The following is a 20,577-nucleotide window of genomic DNA, read 5'->3' on the forward strand; positions in this document are numbered from 1 at the left end:
CGGCGGGCGGAGCGGATTCCGCGGCGCCGCGTGAACCCGCTGACGGGCGCGGGTCGATGTCCTTCTCCGAAGGCCAGGGAATGCGGAAGCATTCGCGTCGCCCCGCCGCACGGCGCCCACCAGTACGGAAGCGGACGAATACAGCACCGACCTGCGGATGCCTTGGCCGGCCGGGCACGCCCGATTACTTCCGCAATGCAGAGGCTCGCACACCGACCCCAACCTGCGACTTCACCGCATGAGATCCGGAGCGAACAGCAGCGCCGCCACTGCCCCCACGGCGCTCAGCCCGCACAGCACCCAGAACACGCCCGCCACGTCGTCGCCGATGCCCAGTCCGATGACGAACACGAGCAGCGCTCCCACCCCATTGGAGAACCCCAGAGCGATACCCGAGCCCATCGACCGGTTCTCCGGAAAGATGTCCTGGCCTATCAGCACCGTCACCGGCGCGGTCATGAACAGCGCGATGCCCAGTGCGCCGGCCACGATCCAAGCCCACGGCCCGTCCAGGTAGGCCATCGGGGCGACGAGCACGGCCGCGCCCAGCGCCGATGCGACGAGCACCGGCCGCCGTCCCACCCTGTCGCTGAGGTGTCCGCCCGCGAAGTTGCCGACCACCCCCACCACCGTCATCGTGGTGATCACCGACGCGCCGCTGACCAGGCTCGCGCCCCGGGAGTCCCACAGAATCGGCAGGAAGGTGACGAACGAGAACACGGTGACCGTCCGAATCCCTTGATAGCCGATGAGCACGGCGAGGGGGCGCGCGTGCGCGCGCCATCGGATCGCCCTGCCGTGTCCCCGCCGGGCGGACAGCGACGGCGCCCACCGCCGGATCCACGGCACCGTCACCAGGCCAGGAACGGCCAGGATCCACAGGCCGCCGAGCCCCAGGTGGGCGACGATGAGGCTGGCGAGCGTGGGCCACAGGCCGCGGCCCAGTTCTCCTCCGACGAGGAACGCCGAGGTGACGAGGCCCTGACGGCCGGCCATCATCGCGCGGATCCCCGCGAGCGCCTGGGGGTGGAAGAACGCGTTACCGACGCCGATGAGCACCAGCAATGCGATCATCGACCACAAGCTGTGCGCCACGCCCAGCAGCCCGCCGCCGACGGAACTGGCGGTGAGGCCGATCATGATGAGGCTGCGCCCGCCGATCCTGTCGGCGAGCCGCCCGGTGAGCGGTTGCAGTGCCTGCCCGATGGTGAGCGCTGTGACGAGCACCCCGGCCATCTTCGCGGGCTGGTCGAGGGTGGCGAGCACCGCCGGAAGCACCCCGGGCAGGTAGTTGGAGGCCCCGTCGTTGAGCAGGTGCGCCCAGGTGAGACCGCCCAGCCGGGTGCGGAACCGGTCGATGCCGCCGTCCCCGGCCCGCGCCGTCTGCCCCGTCGTCACCGCCACAGCCATGACGCTCGGCTGCGGCGGCGCCGGTGTCAAGACCGGGCGGTCAGAATCGGCGACCGACCGTTCCGAACACGCCCCACGCACCCCGAGCACCGGTTCCCGGGCCTATAGCCGGAAACGGTGCGCGAGACCGGATCACCTCACTGGGGCAGTGGATCAGTCCGGGCCGGCGGCAGGCGCACTGGACGGTCGGACGGCCTCCCGCCGGCGGGCAGCCGACTCGGCGATCAATTCCGCCTTCACCAGCACGGCGGCGGACGGCGTCACCGTCCCGCGCAGATAGGTGGACATGCGTGACGGCGACGTTCCGAGAGCGCGGGCGAATGCGGCCGCTGTGCCCCCGAATCGGGCGGTGTTCTCGTTGAGCCGGTGCGCAACGAGCGACCGCGCCACCCGATCTTGCGAAGCCGCCAGCCGACGTCGTAGCGCGGCGACAACCCCGGCGTCCTCCGCCAGGTCGAGTGCAGTTGTGAGCTGTTCTGCAAGCTCACCGTACGGCTCGACGTCGACGGCGGCGCCGATGCGCCGCCAATCACTGAGCGAGCCGCGGTCGATCGCAGTCACCAGGCCCTCGATCCCCCACTTCTCGACCGGGTAGTCGGGCGGGACGTCGAGATTCCGGAATCGCAGGGCTCCAGAATCGCATCGGCGACTGCGCGGCAGACGTTCACGACGCGCTGCCACGAGTGCCACCGCGGATCGAGCTGCTTGTACTTGTCCAGCGTCCGGGTGGTGTCGGCATCGGCCGGACGAGGCTCGGCCAGCTGCCGTAGAAGTTGGGACGCCACTGAGTCCGTGCCGGATGGAGACGCGTAATACGCGTCAACGCCTGCGAGGGCCCGTCCTGCCCACCCGATGCCGAACCGATAGGCCAAGGCGGCCACGCCGAGGAAGTCACGCGTCTGGTTCCGCTTGACCACGAGATACGCCTTGATTCGGAGCGTTTCCTCCCGAGTCGGCACGACGAGCCGGGCCTCGCCGACGTGGGCGACCTCTGTTTCCAAGGGACGCTCGCGGATCAACTGCCGCACTCCGGCTTCGCACTCTCCGAGCTCGCCGAGGATGATCTTCCCGGGCACCGCACGATTGAGCACCCACTCCGGATCCGATTCAAGGGCTTCCAGTACCTCGTCGAAACTGTCATGAAAGTCCCGCAGAACATGATCATGATCGGTGGAAAGCCGATGCTCTGAGTGATGTGCCGCCGCACTGCCGCCGACGAGCACAGCATCCGGAACAAGCCGCTGCAGCCGCGCCGCCGAACGCAATACATCGTCAAGATCAACCACGAACCAATATTCTCAGATCTGATACCCCGTGGAGCCCTCATCGCCCGACGTTCCGACCCGGAAGTCGCTACTCTGCGGCGGTAACTCGTGTCGTGGCCGACGCGTCACGCCCTTCGAAAGGACCGCTATGACACCGCCCCGCGCCCACGGCACGCTCACGACCGTGGACCGCCGGCCGCAGAGCTTCGAACCGGTGGCACGCGACGGTGGCAGCCGGCTCGTGTTCACCCCCGTCATCGATGACCTTCCCGGAGGTGCACGCTGATGCCCGCACGCGGCTTCCATCGGAGTGCGGCACGGGCCGTCGGAGTCTCCGCGCTGGCGACAGCCCTGATGGCGGGAACCGTGACGTCGGTGGCGTCGGCCGCCCCGCAAGCTCCGCAGCCCGCAACATCGCCGTTCTGCGCACCCGCGACCGCATCCGTACTCGTCGGGCACCGCGTTCCCCTGCTCGATTGGACCGAGAACCTCGCGTACGACGACGCGGGGAACCTGTGGGTGTCGCGCATGGCATCGGGTGCGGTCGAGCGCTTCGACGCCGACGGCGAACGGACGGCCACCGTGCCCGTCGACATGCCCGGCGCTGTCCGTCGGGGCCCGGACGGGATGATGTACGTCCTAGCCGGGAACAATCCGATCGGCATGATCCCCGACCTGCGGCAGGGCCGGATCTTACGCTTCGACCCCGACGTCGCCGATCCCGTCGCGAAGGAGTTCGCGCGCGGATTCGGAATGCCGAACGGCCTCGACTTCGATGCCGACGGCAACGCCTACCTCGCGGACACCGCGGGGTCGGTCGTCAAGGTTCGCCCGGACGGGACCGTCGACACACAGTGGAGCAGCCGCGCGCCAAAGAACTTTCAGCTCGATCGAGGCGTCAATGTGGGCGGGTTCGACGGGCTCGTCGTGACCGACGGCGCTGTATACGTTTCGCTGATCCAGAGCGTGTCGGGCCGAATACTGCGCATTCCCTTGGATGATCCCGGCGGTGCCACGGTGGCCGCCGACCTGACTGTGGCGGGTATTCCGCTGTTGCCGGACGACATGGCGGCCGCGCCCGACGGCACCCTGTATGTGGCCACGGCCTCCGGCCGGCTGGTCCACGTGGATCCGGCGTCCGGCGAGCATTGCAGCGTGCTGTCGGGCCAGCCGATGACGGCCGTGTCGTTCATGCCCGGCTCGGACAGCGACCTGGCGGTGAGTACTGAGCTCGGCGATGTGCTGCACGTGCGTCTCGGCGAAGCGGGCTGATCGGTCTGATCGGGTGCAGCACCGCCGGGCCCGCGCCACATTCCGCTACCCCGGTTTCCTTGCGACGAGCCGCTCCACCACCCCGAGCTTGAACCGGTCCGCCCTTTCCACAACGAATCCCGCGGCGAGCGTGTTGTCGTGCGGCCGGCGGCGGAAGTGCTCCCCGCCCATCGGAATCGAGAACGTCTCCAGCAGTCTCTGCACCCCGCGGGCGATGCGGGACGTACTCGCGACGTGGTCCACGAGGATGAGCCGCCCTCCCGGACGCATTACCCTGTGCATCTCGGCGACGGCCCGGTCGATGTCCGGGATCGCGCACAGCCCGAACGTGCACACCACCGTGTCGAACGTTCCGTCGTCGAAGGGCAGCGCGTGCGCATCGGCCTGGCGCAGCGTGACCTCGCGGCCCAGCGACGCGGCCCTGCCGCGGGCCTGCGCCAGCATCTCCTCGCTGAGGTCGATGCCGGTCAGCACGGCGTCCTCCGGGTAGAGGGGCAGGTTGAGGCCCGTGCCCACCGCCACCTCGAGCACCTCGCCGGACGCCTGCCTGCAGGCCCACTGCCGCGAGTCGCCGAACACCCAGCGGTCCATTTGCTGCATCGGTTGGTCGTAGTGGCCGGAGTGTTTGTCCCAGTACTTGTGCCACCGTTCCGCGCGGGGGTCGGCGGGCGACGGACCGGGTGAAGGCGCGCGCGAGCTCGTCATGGTGCCAGCCAACCACGCCGACGTGCCTGAGTCATCGGGATTCACCCGGAAAAACCTGCTGCGGTTCCTGCCATCGCGCCACGCGTGCCGACGCACGCACCGCCGCGCCCGGCGGCATCGCGCGCATCAGCACGTCCCGCGCGGCGACGGCGACCGGGGATGACGCCTGCGCAAGTCGCCCGGCGAGACGCGAACCCCGCCAGAGCTTTCGGGCCCGCCGTCGTCGCAGCCGGTCGTACTCGTTCAGCGCCGCATCGAGCGGGCCCGCGCCGCGCAGCAGCAGCGCCAGCGTCGCGGCGTCCTCGATGGCCTGCCCGGCGCCCTGACCCAGGTCCGGGGTCATCGCGTGGGCGGCGTCGCCGAGCAGCACTCCCCGCCCCGCGACGCAACTCGGCGGCAGCGCAGCAAGGTCGTAGATGTCGTGCCGGAGCAACCCGGACGCCGGTGTGGCGTCGAGCAGTGCGGGGATCGGAGCATGCCAGCCGCCGAAGCGTTGGCGCAGCACTGCGGGTTCGTCGCCGAAGTCCGTGCCTTCCGTGGCGGTGAGCACGGCAAACCAGTAGAAGCGGTCGTCCGGCAGGGGCACGATCCCGAACCGGGCGCCCGCGCCCCACGTCTCCCCCGCCTCGACCGCGAAGTGCCTGCGCGACGTCGTGACCCCGCGCCAGGCGGTGTATCCGGCGTAGCGCACCCCGCGGTCGAGGCCCCACGCGCCGCGCGCCGCGCTGCGCACGCCGTCCGCGGCGACCACCAGGTCGAAGCGTGCGGACGTTCCGTCCACCGTGACGACGGGTTCGCCGCCGGGGTGCGCCCGCGCCGTGCACCCCGCGCGCACCGTTCCCTCTGCGAGGTGCCCGAGGAGCGCGGAGTGCAGCTCCGCGCGGTGCAGGCTGCGCACCGCCGGACCCGATCCCGGCGGCACCGAGACGAGCCAGCGTCCCGACGGGCGGCGCTGCCCGGACCGCATCCGGCCCAGCGGGTCGGCACCGACGGCGCGGACTGTGTCGCCCAGTCCGATCGCGTCGAGCGCGGCGAACGCGTTGGCGAACAGAGTCAGCCCGGCGCCGATCGCACCGGGGGCATCACGGCGCTCGAAGACAGTGACGTCGTGGCCGTCGGCCTGCAGTCCGGCCGCGGCGACGAGCCCGCCGATGCCGGCGCCGATGATTCCGATGCGCATGGGAACCAGTGTGGCCGACGGGGCGCGCCGGACGGTCGGATACCGGACGGCTGCAGCCTGGGCTGGCCAGATGGCCTCGGTGGCATCAGTATTCTGACGACGTGACTACGATCGCCGGCACCGTTGCGGAGCTGATGAACAGCGCCGCGCTGGTGCGTGCATGCAACTGATGGGGTGTCGATCGCCTGCGAGTCTTCGGGTCGACGGCCCGAAGCACCTCAAATCCGGAAACCAGCGATGTGGACTTCCTCGCGGAGTTGCGGCCGGACGTCGAGGACGTTTTCGCCTCGTGCTGAAGTCTCGACAGCCGGACGGATCTCCGATCGCCACCGCATAATGGGGATGCGCAACGTGTTAATCCACGGTTATGCCACGATCGACGACGAAGTCGTCTGGCGTGCGGCCACCGAGCGTGTCCCTGCACTCCGACGCATCTTCAAGAACATGCTCGACCATCGCGGCATTGATGGTTCCGCAGGACCTCATCCCACTCCGCCGGCGACCGGTTGATCAGGCTTTTCGCGATGCTATGGATTGCGGAAGGAATCGCGTCGCCGGCCGACCGGGACGTTCATCGAGGCGATGCCGTCGACCAGCGGCAACGTCGGACGCGGCGCGAACCGCATTCTTTCCGCAATCTCGAGCCTGCCGGAGAGCCCCCCAACGCCCCGGCCAGGATGCCGCCTGTCCTCAATGCCGCGCCCCGGAACTGTCGCCTACGATGATCGCCAGACCTTCCGCCACCCCGCAAAGGACTCGACGATGACCGCACTCGCCGACGCCGTCCTGCCGCTGATCCGCACGCGCAAAGAGCTGTACCGCCTCGGTGCCGCCAATGCGCACGGCAGGCAGATGCACGAAGCCGTCGACCTGCTCGAAGACGCGGCGGCGCCAGCGAAAGAATCCACCGGCCCCGCGGACGTGTACGACGTGACGACGCGCGCCGTGGCGAGCGCGCTGAAGGTCATCGCGCGGGCCGACGACTCGTCGGGGATCATCGGCGACGCCTGTCGCCGGCTGCTGCGGCTGCATCCCCGCGCCGCCGCGGCCGCGCATGTGCCGCCCACGAAGGTGGTGGACTGGATGATCGCGTTCCAGTTCCACAACGATGTCGACTTCTTCACCATCGACCCGGTCGCCTACGCCCCGGCGCTGGGACCCGACGGCGTCGCCGCCTACCGGGCACGCCTGGCCGACATCGAACGTGACCTGCCGCCGGAGCCCACCCCCATCGCCGACCGGCTGTACCTGCTCCCGCACGAACGCTTCGTCCTCGAACAGAACGCGCAGCGTCTCGCCGTACTGGACCGCGATGTCGACGCGATCATCGCCACCCATGCCAAGGATTGCAAAGTGGCGGCATGGCTGATCGACACCGCGAAGGCCTTCGAGGAAATCGACCGCACCGACCTCGCGATCGAATGGGCGCGCGAGGCCACGCGATTCGGTGGGGGCCCGCAGTCGCAGCGCGCGGCCGATTACTGGAGCAGGCTGGTCGATCGGCACCGCCCGGACGAGGCCGTCGATGTGCGCCTCGAGGTATTCCGACGGTGGCCCTCGTCATCGACCGGGCGCGGGTTGTACGAGGCCTCCGGCGTCGGCTGGCCCCACTATCGCGACGAGGTGACCGCCGCGCTGGCGGCGAGACCCCGTGAGGCTGTGCTGTTCGCGCTGCTGACCCTGGAGGATCCGCGCGAGGCCTGGCGCCTGGCGCACGACCTCGGGCTGCAGGATGCGGACGTGTGGGACAGGCTCGTCACCGAGTACGCCGCCATCGACCCGGCTGCAGTGCTCCCCGTCCACGCCGACATCGTCCGCATGACGCTTCAGGAGACCGGCGCCCCGCACTATAGACGTGCCGCACGGCGCTTGAAGACGATGCGCACGCTCGCGGCCAAAGCGGATAAGACCGCCGAGGTCGACGCGCTGATCGCGGAACTGCGCCAGGAGAACAGACGGCGGCCGCGTCTCGGCGAGATCTTCGACAAGGCCCGCCTGCCCTGAGCGGAGGTCGGGATCCCAATTGGACCGAGACTACTTGCGCCGGTCGACCCGCCCCCATGACTCCGCATACGACGGGGCTTCCGGCCGGCTTACGCCCTCCTTGCGCCACATCCGCTTCGCCTTCCCCTTCAGCGCCTCGTTGCAGTCCGCTGAGCAAACGTAGCGTTCCGCGAAGAGCCAGTATGCGTCGGCGACCGGCGATGAACATCTGATGCAGGCCGTGCCGGTGGTTGCGCGTCCGTCTGGATGCCGCAGCGCCGCACGGAGCCAAGAGTTGTAGTCCATGGTCGAATCCAACACGCGCGCCTGCTCGATGACGTAACCCGGCAACCACCCGCTGTTGGCGGCTGCGCGCCGTTCCCTCGTCGCCCGTTCAATCTCATCCCGCCCGACATCGATCCGACTCAGGAGCTCTGCCTCTGTAAGGATCTCCAGGCTCTGCCCCGCCTCGGCATACCTGCGTGCCTTCTCAAGTTTCCGCGAAAGCTCCATGCCGGGCCGGAGTCTGCTCGGGTCGAAATCACCTGCCACCAGCAGCGTGGTCGTTTTGGTCACCGACTTGTGGACCTCGGCGCCCGCCTCGGTTACCAAGGAGATGGCTTCGGCGCGCTTGAGCGTCCCGAGAGTTCCGGTGAATACGATCCTTTCGCCGGTAAGTACCTTGCTTTCGACAAGAGCGCTGTAATCCTGCTGCGTACCAGCGTTCGTGCTTCTCGGTGGCGTCGGCGGTGTGCGCTTCGACAGCCCCGCGAGCGATACTTCGCCGGATTGTGCTCCGAGCGCCATGACCAAGCGCGCCGCTTGTACAGCGTCGGCTTCCGCCTCGTGGTGGGCGAACTCGGATAGCTTCAGGTAGCGACTGACGACATCGAGCCTGTACGAAGCGAGCGTCAGTAGTGATTTCGACATCGCGAGCGTGCAGTACCAGGGATTCTCCGGCCAATCGATCTCCGCCAGGCTGCATGATTTCTCGAGCACCGAACGGTCGAACGCCACGTTGTGCGCGACCAGGTCGTCGTCGCCTACGAACGTCATGATCTGCGGGAACACGTCAACCCACTGAAGGGCGTCGGACACCGCATCGGACGTGATCCCGTGGATCGCCACGTTTCGGGGAAGAAATGAGTCATGGCCTGACGGCGGCGCGATCAGGAGCGAGGCCGTATCGACGACCTCGCCGTCACGAACTTTGGCCAGCCCCACGGAACAGGCTGACGCTCGGCTGCCATTGGCCGTCTCGAAGTCGATCGCAGTGAACGACAGACCCGGAACGTGTGCTTTCGGCAGTACGGTCATTGCACCGGCCTCCACTCCCGAAGTCGATCCCGTTGTCCGGCAGGTACTCCAGCGATGGGCCCAAATTTCTTACTCATGAGGACGATGATGCCAAAGGGGTAGGACAAATGGCACAGACCAGACGCCGCATGGACTCAACGGGAGAATGCCCGACGGGAGGGAGCGCGCACCACGCCGCGTCACCCCGCCGTGAGCAGCACGGCGCCCGGCCGGCCGAAGCGCACCGCATAACCCCCGTCCTCGGCCAGCACGGGCTCGGATCCGGGGGCGAACGACCCGTCCGCCGCGACCGTCGTGCCCGCGTACGTCGCCTCGCCGACGGTGTCGACCGACTCGCCGTCGAGCCGCTGCATCGTCGCCCCACCACCTGGCCCGCCGTCGATGGTCACGCGCACGGTGCCGTCGAAGCCGCGGTCCATGTCGTCGACGATCACCCGCACCGCCCCGTCCGGCATGCGCACCGCGAAGGCGGACACGTGCGCGGCGCCGTCCACCGTCACCGGAAGCACGGCTCCGCCGGCCATCCTGCCCACCATGTATGCCCCGTAGTAGTTGGGGTTTACGCGCGCGGTGCCGGAGTCGGCGGCGGCCGGGTCGGCGAAGCAGATCATCGAATAGCTCGTGCAGTCGTCGATGTGGTCGTGCAGGTTGATCCCGGCCACGCCCTCGCGGGCGGCGGTCATCGCGTAGTCGATGGTCCACAGCGCGGCGCCGACCGTGTCCGTCACGCCGGGCCGGCCCTCCATGGCCACCGAGTTGGTCTCGGAGATGCGCGGCACCATCCCCGCGCCCTCCGCCTTGGCGACGAAGTACCGCAAAAACGCGGCCTGCTTGTCGGAGGTCTCGCGGGAGAGCAGCTTGTCCACCATCGGCAGCCCGCCCACCGCGTCGGAGAGTTCCTGCGGAAAGCCCATGCGCTCGGTGTTGACGAACGGGTAGTAGTGCTGGGTGAGCGCGGCGCCGGGCGCCCCGAACGCGGCGATGTAGGCGTCGAGCCACGGGTCCAACGCTGCCGGCAGTAGCGGGTCGATGACCGGGTTGCCCACTGCTCCTCCGGCCGTGTCCGGCCCGCTGATCCGGGTGCCCGGCGCCGCGGCCGCGATGGCGTCGCGGTAGGCGCGCGCGTCGGGGACGTACTGCTGCGGCAGGACGTACTGCGGCCGCTCCCCGCCGCCGAACAGCCCGACGATGGGATAGACGTTCGGTTCGTTGCCGATCTGGATGGACCGCAGGCGGGGGCCGATCCGCTCGCGCGCCTGCCCCGCCTCGTCCGCGGCAGCGGCCGGGTCGCGGCGAGCCAGGTTGACGCCGAGGTCGACGGTGGTGTCGGTGGCCTCAGCGAGCGCGCCGAGACGGCTCAGGTCGTCCGGGGAGACGGCGGCGTCGGCCCAGGCGGGCGGCGGCGCCGACGGGTCGGGCTGCCAGGCGGTGTTGTCGACGGCGTTGGCGGAGAAGCGCAGGTTCCCGGCGCCGAGGTGCCCGATGAGCTCGTCGACGTTGCTGCGCTGCGGGTCGGTCCACGTGCGATGGAGCTGGTCCGCCTCGAAGGACAGCCCCAGGAAGTCTTCAGGGATGACGCGGCCGGGGGCGGTGGCGTCGACGTGCACGGTGACCGCGGCGGGAGTGTCCGCGGCGGCCGGCACCGCCATCGCCGGGCCCGCCGCCGTCAAGGCCACCGTGCCGATCGCCGTGATCGCCGCACCCCGGATTCCCGTACCCATGTCCCACTCCCCTCGCCGCTTCCCGCACGGTACGAGGCGGGCGGCTGCTGCGCGGCGTTTTCGCGGGGTCGGGTGCCGGGCGGCGCGGTGCCGTGGCGTCGTGCGCTCGGACAACATCCGCATCCACTGCCCCGTCGGCGCCTATCGTGGGGGCATGGCCGAATCGGGCACGATCACTATCGACGGCGCCGCCCTCGCCTACACCGACCATGGCGGCGAGGGACCGGTGGTCTTCCACGCGCACGGACTGTCTTCGTGCAGCGCCAACGAACAGGTGGCGGGACTCATCGACGCCGACGCGATGCGCGATGCCGGTCTTCGGCTGATCGCCTACGACGCCCGCGGGCACGGCGACTCCTCCGGCCGCCCCGACCCGGCCGACTACACCTGGGACAACCTGGCCGACGACCTGCTCGCGCTCGCCGACGTGTTCTCCCCCGAGGCCCCCGTACATGCCGTCGGCGTGTCGATGGGCACCGCGACGATCCTGCACGCCCTCACCCGGCGCCCGGAACGGTTCCGCTCCGTCGTGCTCGGCGCCCCGCCCACCGCGTGGGCCACACGCGCGGCGCAGGCGGCCGTCTACGGCGAACTCGCCGCAGCGATAGAGGTCGACGCAGCCGCCGCGGCGTCGATGATGGAGAGCATGCCGGTGCCGGAGATCTTCGCCGACGCCGACCGGCCGGACCCCGCCCCCGCGGTCGATCCCCGCCTGCTGCCCGCGGTGCTGCGCGGTGCCGGGGCCAGCGACCTGCCCGAACCCCGCGCGCTTGCCGCCGTCACACTGCCGGTGCTGCTCCTCGCGTGGGATACGGACCCGGGCCACCCGGTCTCGACCACGGAACGGCTGGCGGAGTTGCTGCCGGACGCCGACGCGCACATCTCGCGCACCGCCGCCGACGTCGGCACCTGGCCGGGACGCGCCGCCGAGTTCTTCGCCACCCGCGGATAATCGCCGGCGGATGGTCGTCTGCAGGCGGTCGCCGGCGTGGCCTGCCGGCGCGCTGGTGTTCAGCCTGCGGCGAGTTGGTGCGCCCGCTGATAGGAGATGCCGAGAAGATAACCGATGTCTCGCAGCGGCACGTCCTGCGCGGCCAGCTCCTGCGTCACGGCGCGGTAGGACTCTGCGGCGCGGGCCTCCATGTGCTCGGCCTCTGTCTTCTGTGCGCGAGCGTCGCCCACACGATCGCCGCTCGGCTCTCCCCCGACTTCGACTGCCACGTCGACGTCGACCTCGTCGATCCGCCGGTCGGTGTGCAGCGCGATCACCTCTTGCGCCATGAGCGCGGCGTCGGCGAGACGGCGTGACTGTGTGAGCGCGTCGATCTCTGGCACATGGATCATCCACCAGAGGCCCTCGCGAACCACCCTCACGGAGTAGCGATGAGTCATGCACCAGCCTCCTTGATCGCCGCCCGGATCGTGCGATACACGCCGGCCGAGATGACCCGGTGCCCGTCCGGAACCGTGACCCGATAGCCGCCCGGCGCAATCCATACTGAGTGACTACCCACTGTTCGATCGCGCCGAAACCCGGCCATCCGCAGCTCCTTCACGACCGTCCGAGCCGGCCGATCGCAGGCCACGATTGTAGGCCCTACCTATAGGCAGGGCCTCTTCTAGAGATATAGACACTCCTTCGCGCATGCTTCCCCGCCGTTCGCCGCATCCTCCAATCCTTGGACGCACCACATGGCGATCCGGATCCGGCTCACCGACATCTGAGCGGGCCCCTACGGCATCCGCGCGGACACCCCGGCCCCGATCTCGAGGGTCTCCCCGGTGACGTGCCGCGCGGCCGGCGACGCCAGGTACGTGACGGCGGCGGTGACGTCGGCCGGGTCCGTCCACGGCTCGCCGAGCGGGTTGAGCCGCGCGTACCGTCCGCGGACCTGCTCGCGGGTGGGAGAATCCATGTCCGGCGCGAACAGCGAGTACATCGCCGGATTGTGCACCATGTCGGTGGAGACGGTGCCGGGGCAGACGATGTTGGCCGTGACCCCCGTACCGGCGAGCTCCAGGGCGAGGGTCTTCGTCAGCCCGATCACGCCCCACTTGGCCGCCGAGTAGTGACCCAGGTTGGGCGTGCCGGCCCGCCCGCCCATAGACGCGACGGTGATGATCCGGCCCCAGCCGCGCGCTGTCATCGCCGGAGCCACGGCGCGCAGCGTGTGGAAAGCGCCGGTGAGGTTGACGTCGAGCATCGTCGCCCACTGGGCATCGGTCAGCTCCACCACGGGCGCGAAGCTGACGACGCCGGCGTTGGCGATGCACACTTCGACCCCGCCGAACGCGCGGACCGCCTCGTCGACGACCTCGCACATCCGGTCGGAGTCGCGCACGTCCGCCCGCGTCGCCAGGCACCGCCCACCTGCCTCCTCGACGAGGGCGCGGGTCTGGTCGAGGTCGTCGACGGTGGCCAGCGGGTACGGGATGGTGTCGACGTCGGCGCAAAGGTCCACGGCGACGATGGTCGCGCCGCGGCGGGCGAACTCCACCGCGTGGCTGCGCCCCTGCCCGCGGGCGGCGCCTGTGATGAGGACGGTCATGCCCGCGAAGTCGCGGACCGGGTCAGGGGCAGGAGCCGCGGCAGCGGCAGCGGCATTGTCGGAGTCGGCATTGTCGGAGTCGGCATTGTCGGAGTCGGCAGTGGAGGTCATCGGATCCTGTACGTCGTGACAGCGGTGTCGGTGTAGAAGTGGCGGCGCTCGGTGTCGGACGCCTCGGCCAGCAGGGTGCGGAGCGTCGCGATCCACTGGCCGTAGGTTCCCGCCATCGTTTCGATCGGCATGTTGGAGCCGAACATCACCCTGTCCCAGCCGAACTCGGCGATCGCCGTCTCGACCCAGGGCCTCAGCACGTCGACTGAGAGGTCGGCGGTCGCCATGCCGAGCCCGGTGACCTTGCACGTGATGCCCGGGTGGCCGGCGCACGCGCGGATCGCGCAACGCCACGCGTCAAAGCCGTCGGCGTCGGTGGCGCTGGGCCAGCCGGTGTGTTCGAGCGTGACGGTCAGCTGCGGGTGACGTGCGAGCACGTCGAGCCATCGCGGCATCGCCTCGGGCTGGGTGACCAGATCGAATACATGGCCGCCGCGCTCGAGCCAGTCGAGGATGGTGGCGGCGGCCGGCGATTCCGGTTCGAGTCCGGTGAGCACCCGGATCCCGCGGAACCGCGGGCTACGTGCCTGCTCCTCAAGGTCGGCGACGATCTCCGCCGCGTCCAAGTCGGGGTCGACGCTGCCGACGATGACGAGGTCGAGTTCTTCGCGGTCGGCGAGCGCGTCGACCCACCGCGTCTCGTCGAGGTAGGCGCGCGGCGCGGTGGTGGCCGAGACGTGCACGAACTTGTCGACGACCAGGTCGTCGGCGGCGGCGCGGTAGTCGGCGGGCAGGAAGTCCGCATACAGCGACGGCGTGCCCACCTGTTCGGCGAACGGCTGCAGGGCGGTGTACCAGTCGTTGTCGGTGACGCTCCACTGGTGCACGTGCGCGTCGATCACTCCGCCGGTCATCGGGAACCTCCTCGGTTCGCTTGGATCCATCCTGGACCGCGGCCACGGCGATTCGCCAGTGCTCGTTCAGGTCCTTCATCCACTGGAGTGGAACAGCGTGCACCCCCGTGCCCCCGCGCTCACAACCAGACTCGCTCGAGTGCGGCCACTGCAGCGCATCGTCCGCGACACTGGATACGAGATAATGCCCTATGAGCAACACGGCCGTGTGCAGCAGAGTGCCTCTACGGTCCACCGGTGCGAGCGGTCGATAATCGAACCGGCCGTCGTCCCTGAACACAAGGAGCACCCGGGCACCCTCGCGCCCACCGTGATGCTCGATGAGTCGCCGGAACTCGTCGCGCCGGGCTCGGCCGTCTCCGCCCGAGGCATTGCTTCGATGGTCATGCCGGGCATCGTGGGCAATCCCTACGGCAGAACTTCACCCTGTTGAAGATTTGCTCCAGCACGAGGTGCCCGCCCGAGCGCTCACACGCCGCCGAATGTCGGTACCCGCCGCTAACGTTGCCGACGATGGCAGGCCCGAAGAAGTGGACCATGGCCCGGGCGCGGCTACTCGAAATGAGTGACAGGCCCCACTGCGGTCTCGGCGGGGTGAGGCCATGGGGATGAACAAGGCCGAGGCTTGGACGTCGGTGGGTGAGGACGCGGAACACCGTACGGCGTCGATGGCGTCGGTGCGGGTGCTCGATGATCTGTGGCTCGAAGCGACGCAGCGCACGTCGGGCAAGGAGTCGGTGCCCGCGTTCGCCAAGGTGTACCGGGGCAAACCGAAAGCCGAGGAGGGTGACGTGTTCGCGCTTGGGGACGAGCCGGCGGATGCGCCGTCGGGCACCGGCGGAGACGAGCCGCCGGTTCTGCCGCCCGATAGCAGCTTTCGGCAGCCGGGAGGCGACGGCGAGCATGCCCCCGAGCCGAAGCCCGCCGATGAGTGGGGTATCCCGCGAGTCACGTTGACCGACCGCAACCGCGAGCACATCCTCGGCGGGGAGCACGGAATTAGCGAGAGAGGGGGTCATAGGTCAGGAACTGGCAGGGAGAGCAAGTCTGAGTTCCCGGCAGACTGGTCTGACGACACGATCATCGCGTCAGTGGAGGCCGCCGAGTCCAATCCGCAGTTCGTATTCAGGATCGGTGATCGCACGATCCGACGCCGCGAAGTCGACAGCGTGATTGTCGAGGTCTCGCCCTTCCCCCGCGGCGACCAAGACGTATTGCGGGCGGCGTTCCCTGTCAACGGTCGGGGCGTCATCGAGAACCAGCACGGAATGCACATCGACCGACCTCTAGATCGTGTCGCACTAGCCAAGTACGATTGGAGATCTGATGACGACGGCAGCTGAGTTCAGGACCTTAGCGCGGGAGATTGAAGTCGAGCTTCTCCCTGCGCTTGGTTCCGACTGGGCTGACCTCGTGCGTGGTGAAGCACGTGCTGGCGAGCATCTCGCGGCGGTTGACGACGCGCTGCAGGGTGCAGCGGTCGGTGGCCTTGCCGTCACGCGAAGCCTCGCTGCGAGAGTTGAGCGTGTCATCAGCCTGCTGCCCAGTGGCGATCCGGACCGTGAACGGCTCTCCGGTTGGCTCGCGCGGCTGCCGCGCAAGCAGGACTCTGCAGCGTAGCTGCAGCTGGGAGGGCGCGCCGACCGTCGGCGCGCGGTGTCGAATACCGCCATAAGGTTCCCATTCCGGGGGTCGAATCCTCCGCCCTCCACTCACTAATGAGCTGACCCCGTAACACCAGTTGCCGGGGGCTTCTCATGCCCGTGCCCTGGCGACTCGGGACACCCCAGGCTGGTCCCTTCGCCATGTCCGACACCACCACCCCCGCTGCACCCACCGGTGCGCCCCGGCGAGAAGGTCACATCGAAGGTCATCTTCCTGATGCCGGGCAGGTCGGACGTCCACGCCGGGGATCGTTCCACACGTGCGGTGACTCTCAGGCTCGCCGACGGTCAGTACTTCCGGGCAGATACGAATGTTCACGGCACACGGCGGACAGGAGAACGATGAACCCCGATCCACGTACCAGCAGCGCGAAAACCTTCGATACGGCGCACACGCTGGCGGTACGCGGCGTCGAACTCGGCGTGGAACACTTCGGCGACGCCGCAGCACCCCTCGTGTTGCTCGCCGGCGGCACCACGATGCTGTCGTGGCCGGATGCGCTGTGCGCGGCGCTCGCGCGCGGTGGCCGCCACGTCGTGCGCTACGACCTGCGGGACGCCGGCGCTTCCACCACCCTCGATCCGACAGCACCGCAGTACACGCTGCGCGACCTCGCGGCCGACGCCGCCGCGCTCGCACGGACCTTGGACCACCGCCCGGCCCACGTGGCGGGGATCGGGGTCGGCGGGATGGTCGCCCAGGTCGCGGCGCTCGACCACCCGGACGCGTTCTCGGCGTTGACGCTCGCCGGGACGCGCCCCGTCGCGCCGGGACCTGTCGACGACGACCTGCCCGATCACGAAGCGGCCGCGATGCAGCCACTGTTCGCGCGCCCGATGCCGGACTGGGCGGATCGCACCGCGGTGGCCGCGTTCGCGGCGCAGGGCGCGGAGATCCTCGGTGATGACCCCGCGGCCGCACGGGAGATCGCCGGGCGCATCTGGGACCGCACGCCCGGCACCACGCCGGCGGTGCACATGGCCAACCAGCTGGGCACCGTGTTCGCCGCGCTCGATTGCGCGCCCCGCTGGCGCGAACGGCTCTCCGCGCTCGCGCTCCCCACCCTGGTGGTGCACGGCCGCCGCGACCCGTTCTTCCCCGTCGGCAACGGCCAGGCTCTCGCTCGGGAGATCCCCGGCGCGCGGCTGCTGCTCCTCGAGTCGGCGTCGACCGCGATACCCGATGCGGCCGCCGACGCGGTCGCCGCCGCCATGCTCGAGCTTTGACGGCGCGTCGGGCTTGGCACGGTCGTCGCTCTCAACGCGGTCCCGGATTGTGGTCCGCATCACTACCCTGGCGGCATGCCCCTTCCACCGGACGCCGCACCGCTCCCCTCGCTCCATGCCGCGACCGTCGACGCGATGCTCGCCGCCCGCGCCGAGGACACCCCCGAAGCCCCTTTCCTATACTTCGGCGACGACACCGTCACCTACGCGCAGATGCACGCCCGCGCCGAGCGTGCCGCCGCCGCGCTGCACCGCAGCGGGATCGGCCGCGGTGATCGCGTCGCCATCGCGGCCGGGAACTCGACCCAATGGCTCGTCGCCTACTTCGCGTGCTGCCGCCTCGGCGCCGTGCTGGTGACGCTCAGCGTGGCGTACCGGGAGCGCGAGTTCGTCTACATGCTCGGCCAGTCGGGCGCCCGGCTGCTGTTGTGCGACGAGCGGGCCGGCGACTTCGCGTTCCGCCCGTTCCTCGAGTCACTCCGCCCACGGATCACGTCGGTGGAGCGGATCGTCTACTTCGGCGCGCCCGACGCGGAGGACTCCTGGGAGAACCTCCTCGCGGCAGGCGCAGGCGGCACAGAAGCAGGCACTACAGTCACCGCCGCAGCGCCGGCCCCTGCGTCGTCCCCCGATTCCCCCGCCGTCATCCTCTACACCTCCGGTACCACCGGGGATCCCAAGGGCGCGACCCTCACCCACCGGAGCCTGCTCGCATCGGCTGCGGCGCAGTCCGAGCGTTTCGGGCAGGCGCCCGACGACGTCACTCTCGGTGTCATGCCGTTCAACCACGTCGGCGGGCTCACGTGCACGATCGGCGCGAGCCTCGTCTCCGGCGGCGCGGTGGCACTGCTGCCCCGCTTCCACCCCGACCTCGTCGCGCAAGTGGTGCCCGCGCGGCGGGTGACGATGTTCGTGGGCGTGCCGACGATGTACCGCATGATGCTCGGCTCGGAGCAGTTCGCCGCCTGCGACGTCTCGAGCGTGCGACTGTGCGTGGTGGGCGGCTCGAACCTGGAGCCGGAGCTCGCCGGGCAGGTGCGCGACCGCTTCGGCGGGCCCCGCCTGGCCAATCTGTACGGCCTCTCGGAGACGTCGGGCGCGTGCATCATCTCGCCCGCCGACGACACCTTCGAGCAGGTGGCCACCTCGATCGGCACCGCGCTCACCGGGTTCGAGGCCCGCATCGTCGACGACGACGGCGCGCCGTTGCCCGCGGGCGAGGCGGGCGAGCTGCAGGTTCGTGGCGCGTGCGTCGCCGCGGGATATTGGGAGGCCCCCGGCGCGACGGCCGGCGCGTTCGGCGCCGACGGCTGGCTGTCCACCGGCGACATCGGCATGCTCACCGATGACGGGCACGTGACGCTGCTCGCGCGCAAGAAGGAGATGTACGTGCGCGGCGGCTACAACGTCTACCCCGCCGAGGTGGAGAGCCTCCTCGCCACGGATCCGTCGGTGGCGATGTGCGCGGTGATCGGGGTGCCGGATGCGACGTTCGGCGAGACCGGGCACGCCTTCGTCGTCCCCGCGCCGGGCGCGACGGTGGATACCGCCGCACTGCTGCGGTTGTGCGCCGTCTCGCTCGCCGAGTACAAGGTGCCCGCCCGCATCGAGGTGGTGGACGCGCTGCCGATGACCCCGGCGGGCAAGATCCGCAAGGTGCTGCTCACGCCTTCGCGCACTTGACCGAATCGCTTTACGACGGAACGCGGGGGCGCCGTCGCGCATTCGGCGACTACATAGTCCGACACTGGGTGCGCCTGACCGGAGAAGTCGCGGTTTCGTGCGGGCACGGCAATCCCCCGCAATCCCCTCAGCGCGTCTCGATGAAGCCGTCGGCCACGTCTTCGGGATCCGGTGTCGCCTCGTCCGCCATCCGCTGGAGCGCCTGGCGACGCTGGTCACGCTGGTTCCGGCGGTAATCGAGTACGTCCGCCAATTCGACGCGCCGGTGACGGCCCGGCGTGGTGTACGGAATCCGGCCCGCTTCTAAGAGACGGACGAAGGTCGGCCGCGTGATCCCCAACAACCCGGCGGCCTCCTGGGTGGTCAGAACTGTGCGGCGAGGCTCGACCGTTACGGCATCACCGCGCGCAAGCGCGTCGACCGCGTCGGCAAGCACTGCGCGCGCGGCCGGCGGTAGTACGGCCCCACTGCCCGTACCCGACAAGCGTAGATCGCCCCGCTCCGCCAGTACGGCTCGCAGTGCCACGTAGACGTCGCCGCCGGCGGACAGCGGCAGGATGGTGTGGTTCGACGACGCGGGCATGCCCCCAGCATAAACGAAAAATACGAACACCGACAACGAACCTGCGGAAACCGGACACAGCCATCCGCACAACCCATACCTGCCGCCAGGAACGCGGCCGCAGATCAAAGAGACGATCCGGGCGTGGACCCCGACTCGTACGCTGAGTCCCTGTCGGCTCTCGTCGAGAGCAGCTTATTCGCCGACTGAGGAGATCCCCATGGCTGACATCGCTCTGACGGGCGCGACCGGCACGGTCGGCGGCATGGCGGCCCGCCTGCTCGCCGACGCCGGCGTCCCGATGCGCCTGCTCGTCCGCGACCTGTCCCGCGCCCCGGACCTGCCGGGCGCCGAGGTGCGGCGGGCCGAGTACGGGGGCGACGCGTGCCGCGCGGCGCTCACCGGGGTCGACACGGCGCTCATGGTGTCGACGCACGAGTCTTCCGACCGGTTGGAGGTGCACCGCGCGTTCGTGCAGGCCGCCGTCGATGCGGGCGTGCGGCAGGTGGTGTACCTGTCGTTCGTCGGGGCGGGCGACGGCGCCGGCTTCCTGCTGGCCCGCGACCACGGAGCCACCGAGAAGATCATCCGCGATTCGAGCCTGGCGTTCACGTTTCTGCGGGACAACTTCTACGCCGAGGCGATCGCCGGGTTCGCGGGCGACGACGGTGCGCTCCGCGGGCCCGCCGGCGACGGGCGCGTGGCGTCGGTGTCGCAGCGGGACGTGGCCGCGGTGGCCGCGCACATCCTCGCCGACCCGCGGACGCACGAAGGCCGGAGCTACGACCTCACCGGCCCGGAGTCGCTCACGCTCGGCCAGATCGCCGCGACGCTCACCGAGGTGACGGGGCGGCCGCACCGGTTCGTCGACGAGACGATGGACGAGGCGCGTGCCAGCAGGGCGGTGTATGACGCGCCGGCGTGGCTGGTGGACGCGTGGATCAGCACCTACACCGCGATCCGTGACGGTGAACTCGAGCGCGTGAGCGACGCCGTGCCGACTCTGTTGGGCCGCCCGGCGATGAGTTTTGCGGAGGCGATGCGGGCGGCCGCTGCGGGACACACCCCGTGAAC

22 protein-coding genes and 1 pseudogene are annotated in these 20,577 nt (G+C 69.8%); 11 read left to right on the top strand and 12 right to left on the bottom strand.

The window, feature by feature from the left end; genetic code table 11:
* Positions 1-231 precede the first annotated feature (231 nt).
* The 3 genes from JJ683_RS12105 to JJ683_RS12110 all read right to left on the bottom strand — a co-directional run bounded on the left by JJ683_RS12105 (position 232) and on the right by JJ683_RS12110 (position 2,696).
* On the bottom strand, positions 232-1,404 hold the full coding sequence (locus tag JJ683_RS12105) for an MFS transporter (RefSeq protein WP_200174427.1): 1,173 nt from the start codon (positions 1,402-1,404) through the stop codon (positions 232-234).
* 159 nt (positions 1,405-1,563) lie between these two features.
* Positions 1,564-1,971 (bottom strand): hypothetical protein, encoded by a 408-nt coding sequence (locus JJ683_RS19130; RefSeq protein WP_242474657.1) that lies wholly within the window; start codon positions 1,969-1,971, stop codon positions 1,564-1,566.
* The gene (locus JJ683_RS12110) at positions 1,968-2,696 is read right to left on the bottom strand and encodes a hypothetical protein (protein WP_307810890.1); all 729 of its coding nucleotides are present in this window, start codon (positions 2,694-2,696) and stop codon (positions 1,968-1,970) included. Before JJ683_RS12110 ends, JJ683_RS19130 begins: the two co-directional genes overlap by 4 nt.
* Positions 2,697-2,823: 127 nt before the next feature.
* On the opposite strand from JJ683_RS12110, the gene JJ683_RS12115 reads away from it, so the two are divergent.
* Both JJ683_RS12115 and JJ683_RS12120 read left to right on the top strand, forming a co-directional pair.
* Positions 2,824-2,961, top strand: a complete 138-nt coding sequence (locus JJ683_RS12115) for a hypothetical protein (RefSeq protein ID WP_200174428.1) — start codon at positions 2,824-2,826, stop codon at positions 2,959-2,961.
* 296 nt (positions 2,962-3,257) lie between these two features.
* Complete coding sequence (locus JJ683_RS12120; RefSeq protein WP_207280180.1) at positions 3,258-3,947, top strand: SMP-30/gluconolactonase/LRE family protein; 690 nt, start codon at positions 3,258-3,260, stop codon at positions 3,945-3,947.
* A gap of 45 nt (positions 3,948-3,992) precedes the next feature.
* Here JJ683_RS12120 and JJ683_RS12125 read toward each other — a convergent pair whose 3' ends face one another.
* Together JJ683_RS12125 and JJ683_RS12130 are read right to left on the bottom strand one after the other, a co-directional pair.
* Positions 3,993-4,547 carry a class I SAM-dependent methyltransferase gene (locus JJ683_RS12125; protein WP_242474658.1) on the bottom strand — a complete coding sequence of 185 codons (555 nt, stop codon included), beginning with the start codon at positions 4,545-4,547 and terminating at the stop codon, positions 3,993-3,995.
* Between the two features lie 136 nt (positions 4,548-4,683).
* The gene (locus JJ683_RS12130) at positions 4,684-5,832 is read right to left on the bottom strand and encodes an FAD-dependent monooxygenase (RefSeq protein WP_200174432.1); all 1,149 of its coding nucleotides are present in this window, start codon (positions 5,830-5,832) and stop codon (positions 4,684-4,686) included.
* A gap of 182 nt (positions 5,833-6,014) precedes the next feature.
* On the opposite strand from JJ683_RS12130, the pseudogene JJ683_RS19760 reads away from it, so the two are divergent.
* The 3 genes and pseudogenes from JJ683_RS19760 to JJ683_RS12145 form a co-directional block, all read left to right on the top strand.
* A pseudogene (locus tag JJ683_RS19760) lies at positions 6,015-6,128 on the top strand (nucleotidyltransferase domain-containing protein); the annotation flags it as partial.
* A 46-nt stretch (positions 6,129-6,174) separates the two neighbouring features.
* A complete protein-coding gene (locus JJ683_RS19765) occupies positions 6,175-6,342 on the top strand; it encodes a HepT-like ribonuclease domain-containing protein (protein ID WP_372435295.1) in 168 nt (55 codons plus the stop codon).
* 252 nt (positions 6,343-6,594) lie between these two features.
* Entirely contained in the window at positions 6,595-7,836 is a 1,242-nt protein-coding gene (locus tag JJ683_RS12145) for a DUF6880 family protein (protein ID WP_242474659.1), read from the top strand.
* Between the two features lie 30 nt (positions 7,837-7,866).
* Here JJ683_RS12145 and JJ683_RS12150 read toward each other — a convergent pair whose 3' ends face one another.
* Positions 7,867-9,132, bottom strand: a complete 1,266-nt coding sequence (locus tag JJ683_RS12150; protein WP_200174436.1) for an exonuclease domain-containing protein — start codon at positions 9,130-9,132, stop codon at positions 7,867-7,869.
* A 179-nt stretch (positions 9,133-9,311) separates the two neighbouring features.
* Positions 9,312-10,853: a glycosyl hydrolase family 79 C-terminal domain-containing protein gene (locus tag JJ683_RS12155; protein WP_200174438.1), complete on the bottom strand. Its 1,542-nt coding sequence runs from the start codon at positions 10,851-10,853 to the stop codon at positions 9,312-9,314.
* 154 nt (positions 10,854-11,007) lie between these two features.
* Here JJ683_RS12155 and JJ683_RS12160 point away from each other — a divergent pair, with 154 nt between their 5' ends.
* Complete coding sequence (locus JJ683_RS12160; RefSeq protein WP_200174440.1) at positions 11,008-11,805, top strand: alpha/beta fold hydrolase; 798 nt, start codon at positions 11,008-11,010, stop codon at positions 11,803-11,805.
* A 59-nt stretch (positions 11,806-11,864) separates the two neighbouring features.
* Here the strand turns inward: JJ683_RS12160 and JJ683_RS12165 are convergent, their stop codons facing one another.
* The 4 genes from JJ683_RS12165 to JJ683_RS12180 form a co-directional block, all read right to left on the bottom strand.
* Positions 11,865-12,245 carry a HicB family toxin-antitoxin system gene (locus JJ683_RS12165; RefSeq protein WP_200174441.1) on the bottom strand — a complete coding sequence of 127 codons (381 nt, stop codon included), beginning with the start codon at positions 12,243-12,245 and terminating at the stop codon, positions 11,865-11,867.
* Positions 12,242-12,439, bottom strand: a complete 198-nt coding sequence (locus JJ683_RS12170; protein WP_200174445.1) for a type II toxin-antitoxin system HicA family toxin — start codon at positions 12,437-12,439, stop codon at positions 12,242-12,244. Before JJ683_RS12170 ends, JJ683_RS12165 begins: the two co-directional genes overlap by 4 nt.
* A gap of 147 nt (positions 12,440-12,586) precedes the next feature.
* On the bottom strand, positions 12,587-13,513 hold the full coding sequence (locus tag JJ683_RS12175) for a mycofactocin-coupled SDR family oxidoreductase (RefSeq protein ID WP_242474660.1): 927 nt from the start codon (positions 13,511-13,513) through the stop codon (positions 12,587-12,589).
* On the bottom strand, positions 13,510-14,367 hold the full coding sequence (locus JJ683_RS12180; protein WP_200174448.1) for an amidohydrolase family protein: 858 nt from the start codon (positions 14,365-14,367) through the stop codon (positions 13,510-13,512). The genes JJ683_RS12175 and JJ683_RS12180 overlap by 4 nt, the downstream gene beginning before the upstream one ends.
* 602 nt (positions 14,368-14,969) lie before the next feature.
* On the opposite strand from JJ683_RS12180, the gene JJ683_RS12185 reads away from it, so the two are divergent.
* The 4 genes from JJ683_RS12185 to JJ683_RS12200 all read left to right on the top strand — a co-directional run bounded on the left by JJ683_RS12185 (position 14,970) and on the right by JJ683_RS12200 (position 18,941).
* Positions 14,970-15,710, top strand: coding sequence for an EndoU domain-containing protein (locus tag JJ683_RS12185; protein ID WP_200174450.1), 741 nt, complete (start codon positions 14,970-14,972; stop codon positions 15,708-15,710).
* Positions 15,694-15,987 carry a hypothetical protein gene (locus JJ683_RS12190; protein WP_200174452.1) on the top strand — a complete coding sequence of 98 codons (294 nt, stop codon included), beginning with the start codon at positions 15,694-15,696 and terminating at the stop codon, positions 15,985-15,987. The genes JJ683_RS12185 and JJ683_RS12190 overlap by 17 nt, the downstream gene beginning before the upstream one ends.
* Before the next feature lie 386 nt (positions 15,988-16,373).
* On the top strand, positions 16,374-17,258 hold the full coding sequence (locus JJ683_RS12195; protein WP_200174454.1) for an alpha/beta fold hydrolase: 885 nt from the start codon (positions 16,374-16,376) through the stop codon (positions 17,256-17,258).
* A gap of 75 nt (positions 17,259-17,333) precedes the next feature.
* A complete protein-coding gene (locus tag JJ683_RS12200) occupies positions 17,334-18,941 on the top strand; it encodes a class I adenylate-forming enzyme family protein (protein ID WP_200174455.1) in 1,608 nt (535 codons plus the stop codon).
* A gap of 127 nt (positions 18,942-19,068) precedes the next feature.
* On the opposite strand, the gene JJ683_RS12205 is transcribed toward JJ683_RS12200, so the two are convergent.
* Positions 19,069-19,524 carry a helix-turn-helix domain-containing protein gene (locus tag JJ683_RS12205; protein WP_200174456.1) on the bottom strand — a complete coding sequence of 152 codons (456 nt, stop codon included), beginning with the start codon at positions 19,522-19,524 and terminating at the stop codon, positions 19,069-19,071.
* Between the two features lie 199 nt (positions 19,525-19,723).
* On the opposite strand from JJ683_RS12205, the gene JJ683_RS12210 reads away from it, so the two are divergent.
* A complete protein-coding gene (locus JJ683_RS12210; RefSeq protein ID WP_200174457.1) occupies positions 19,724-20,575 on the top strand; it encodes an SDR family oxidoreductase in 852 nt (283 codons plus the stop codon).
* The last annotated feature ends 2 nt before the right edge of the window (positions 20,576-20,577 follow it).

The organism is Tomitella cavernea (genome assembly GCF_016599145.1).
GTDB classification, from domain to species: domain Bacteria; phylum Actinomycetota; class Actinomycetes; order Mycobacteriales; family Mycobacteriaceae; genus Tomitella; species Tomitella cavernae.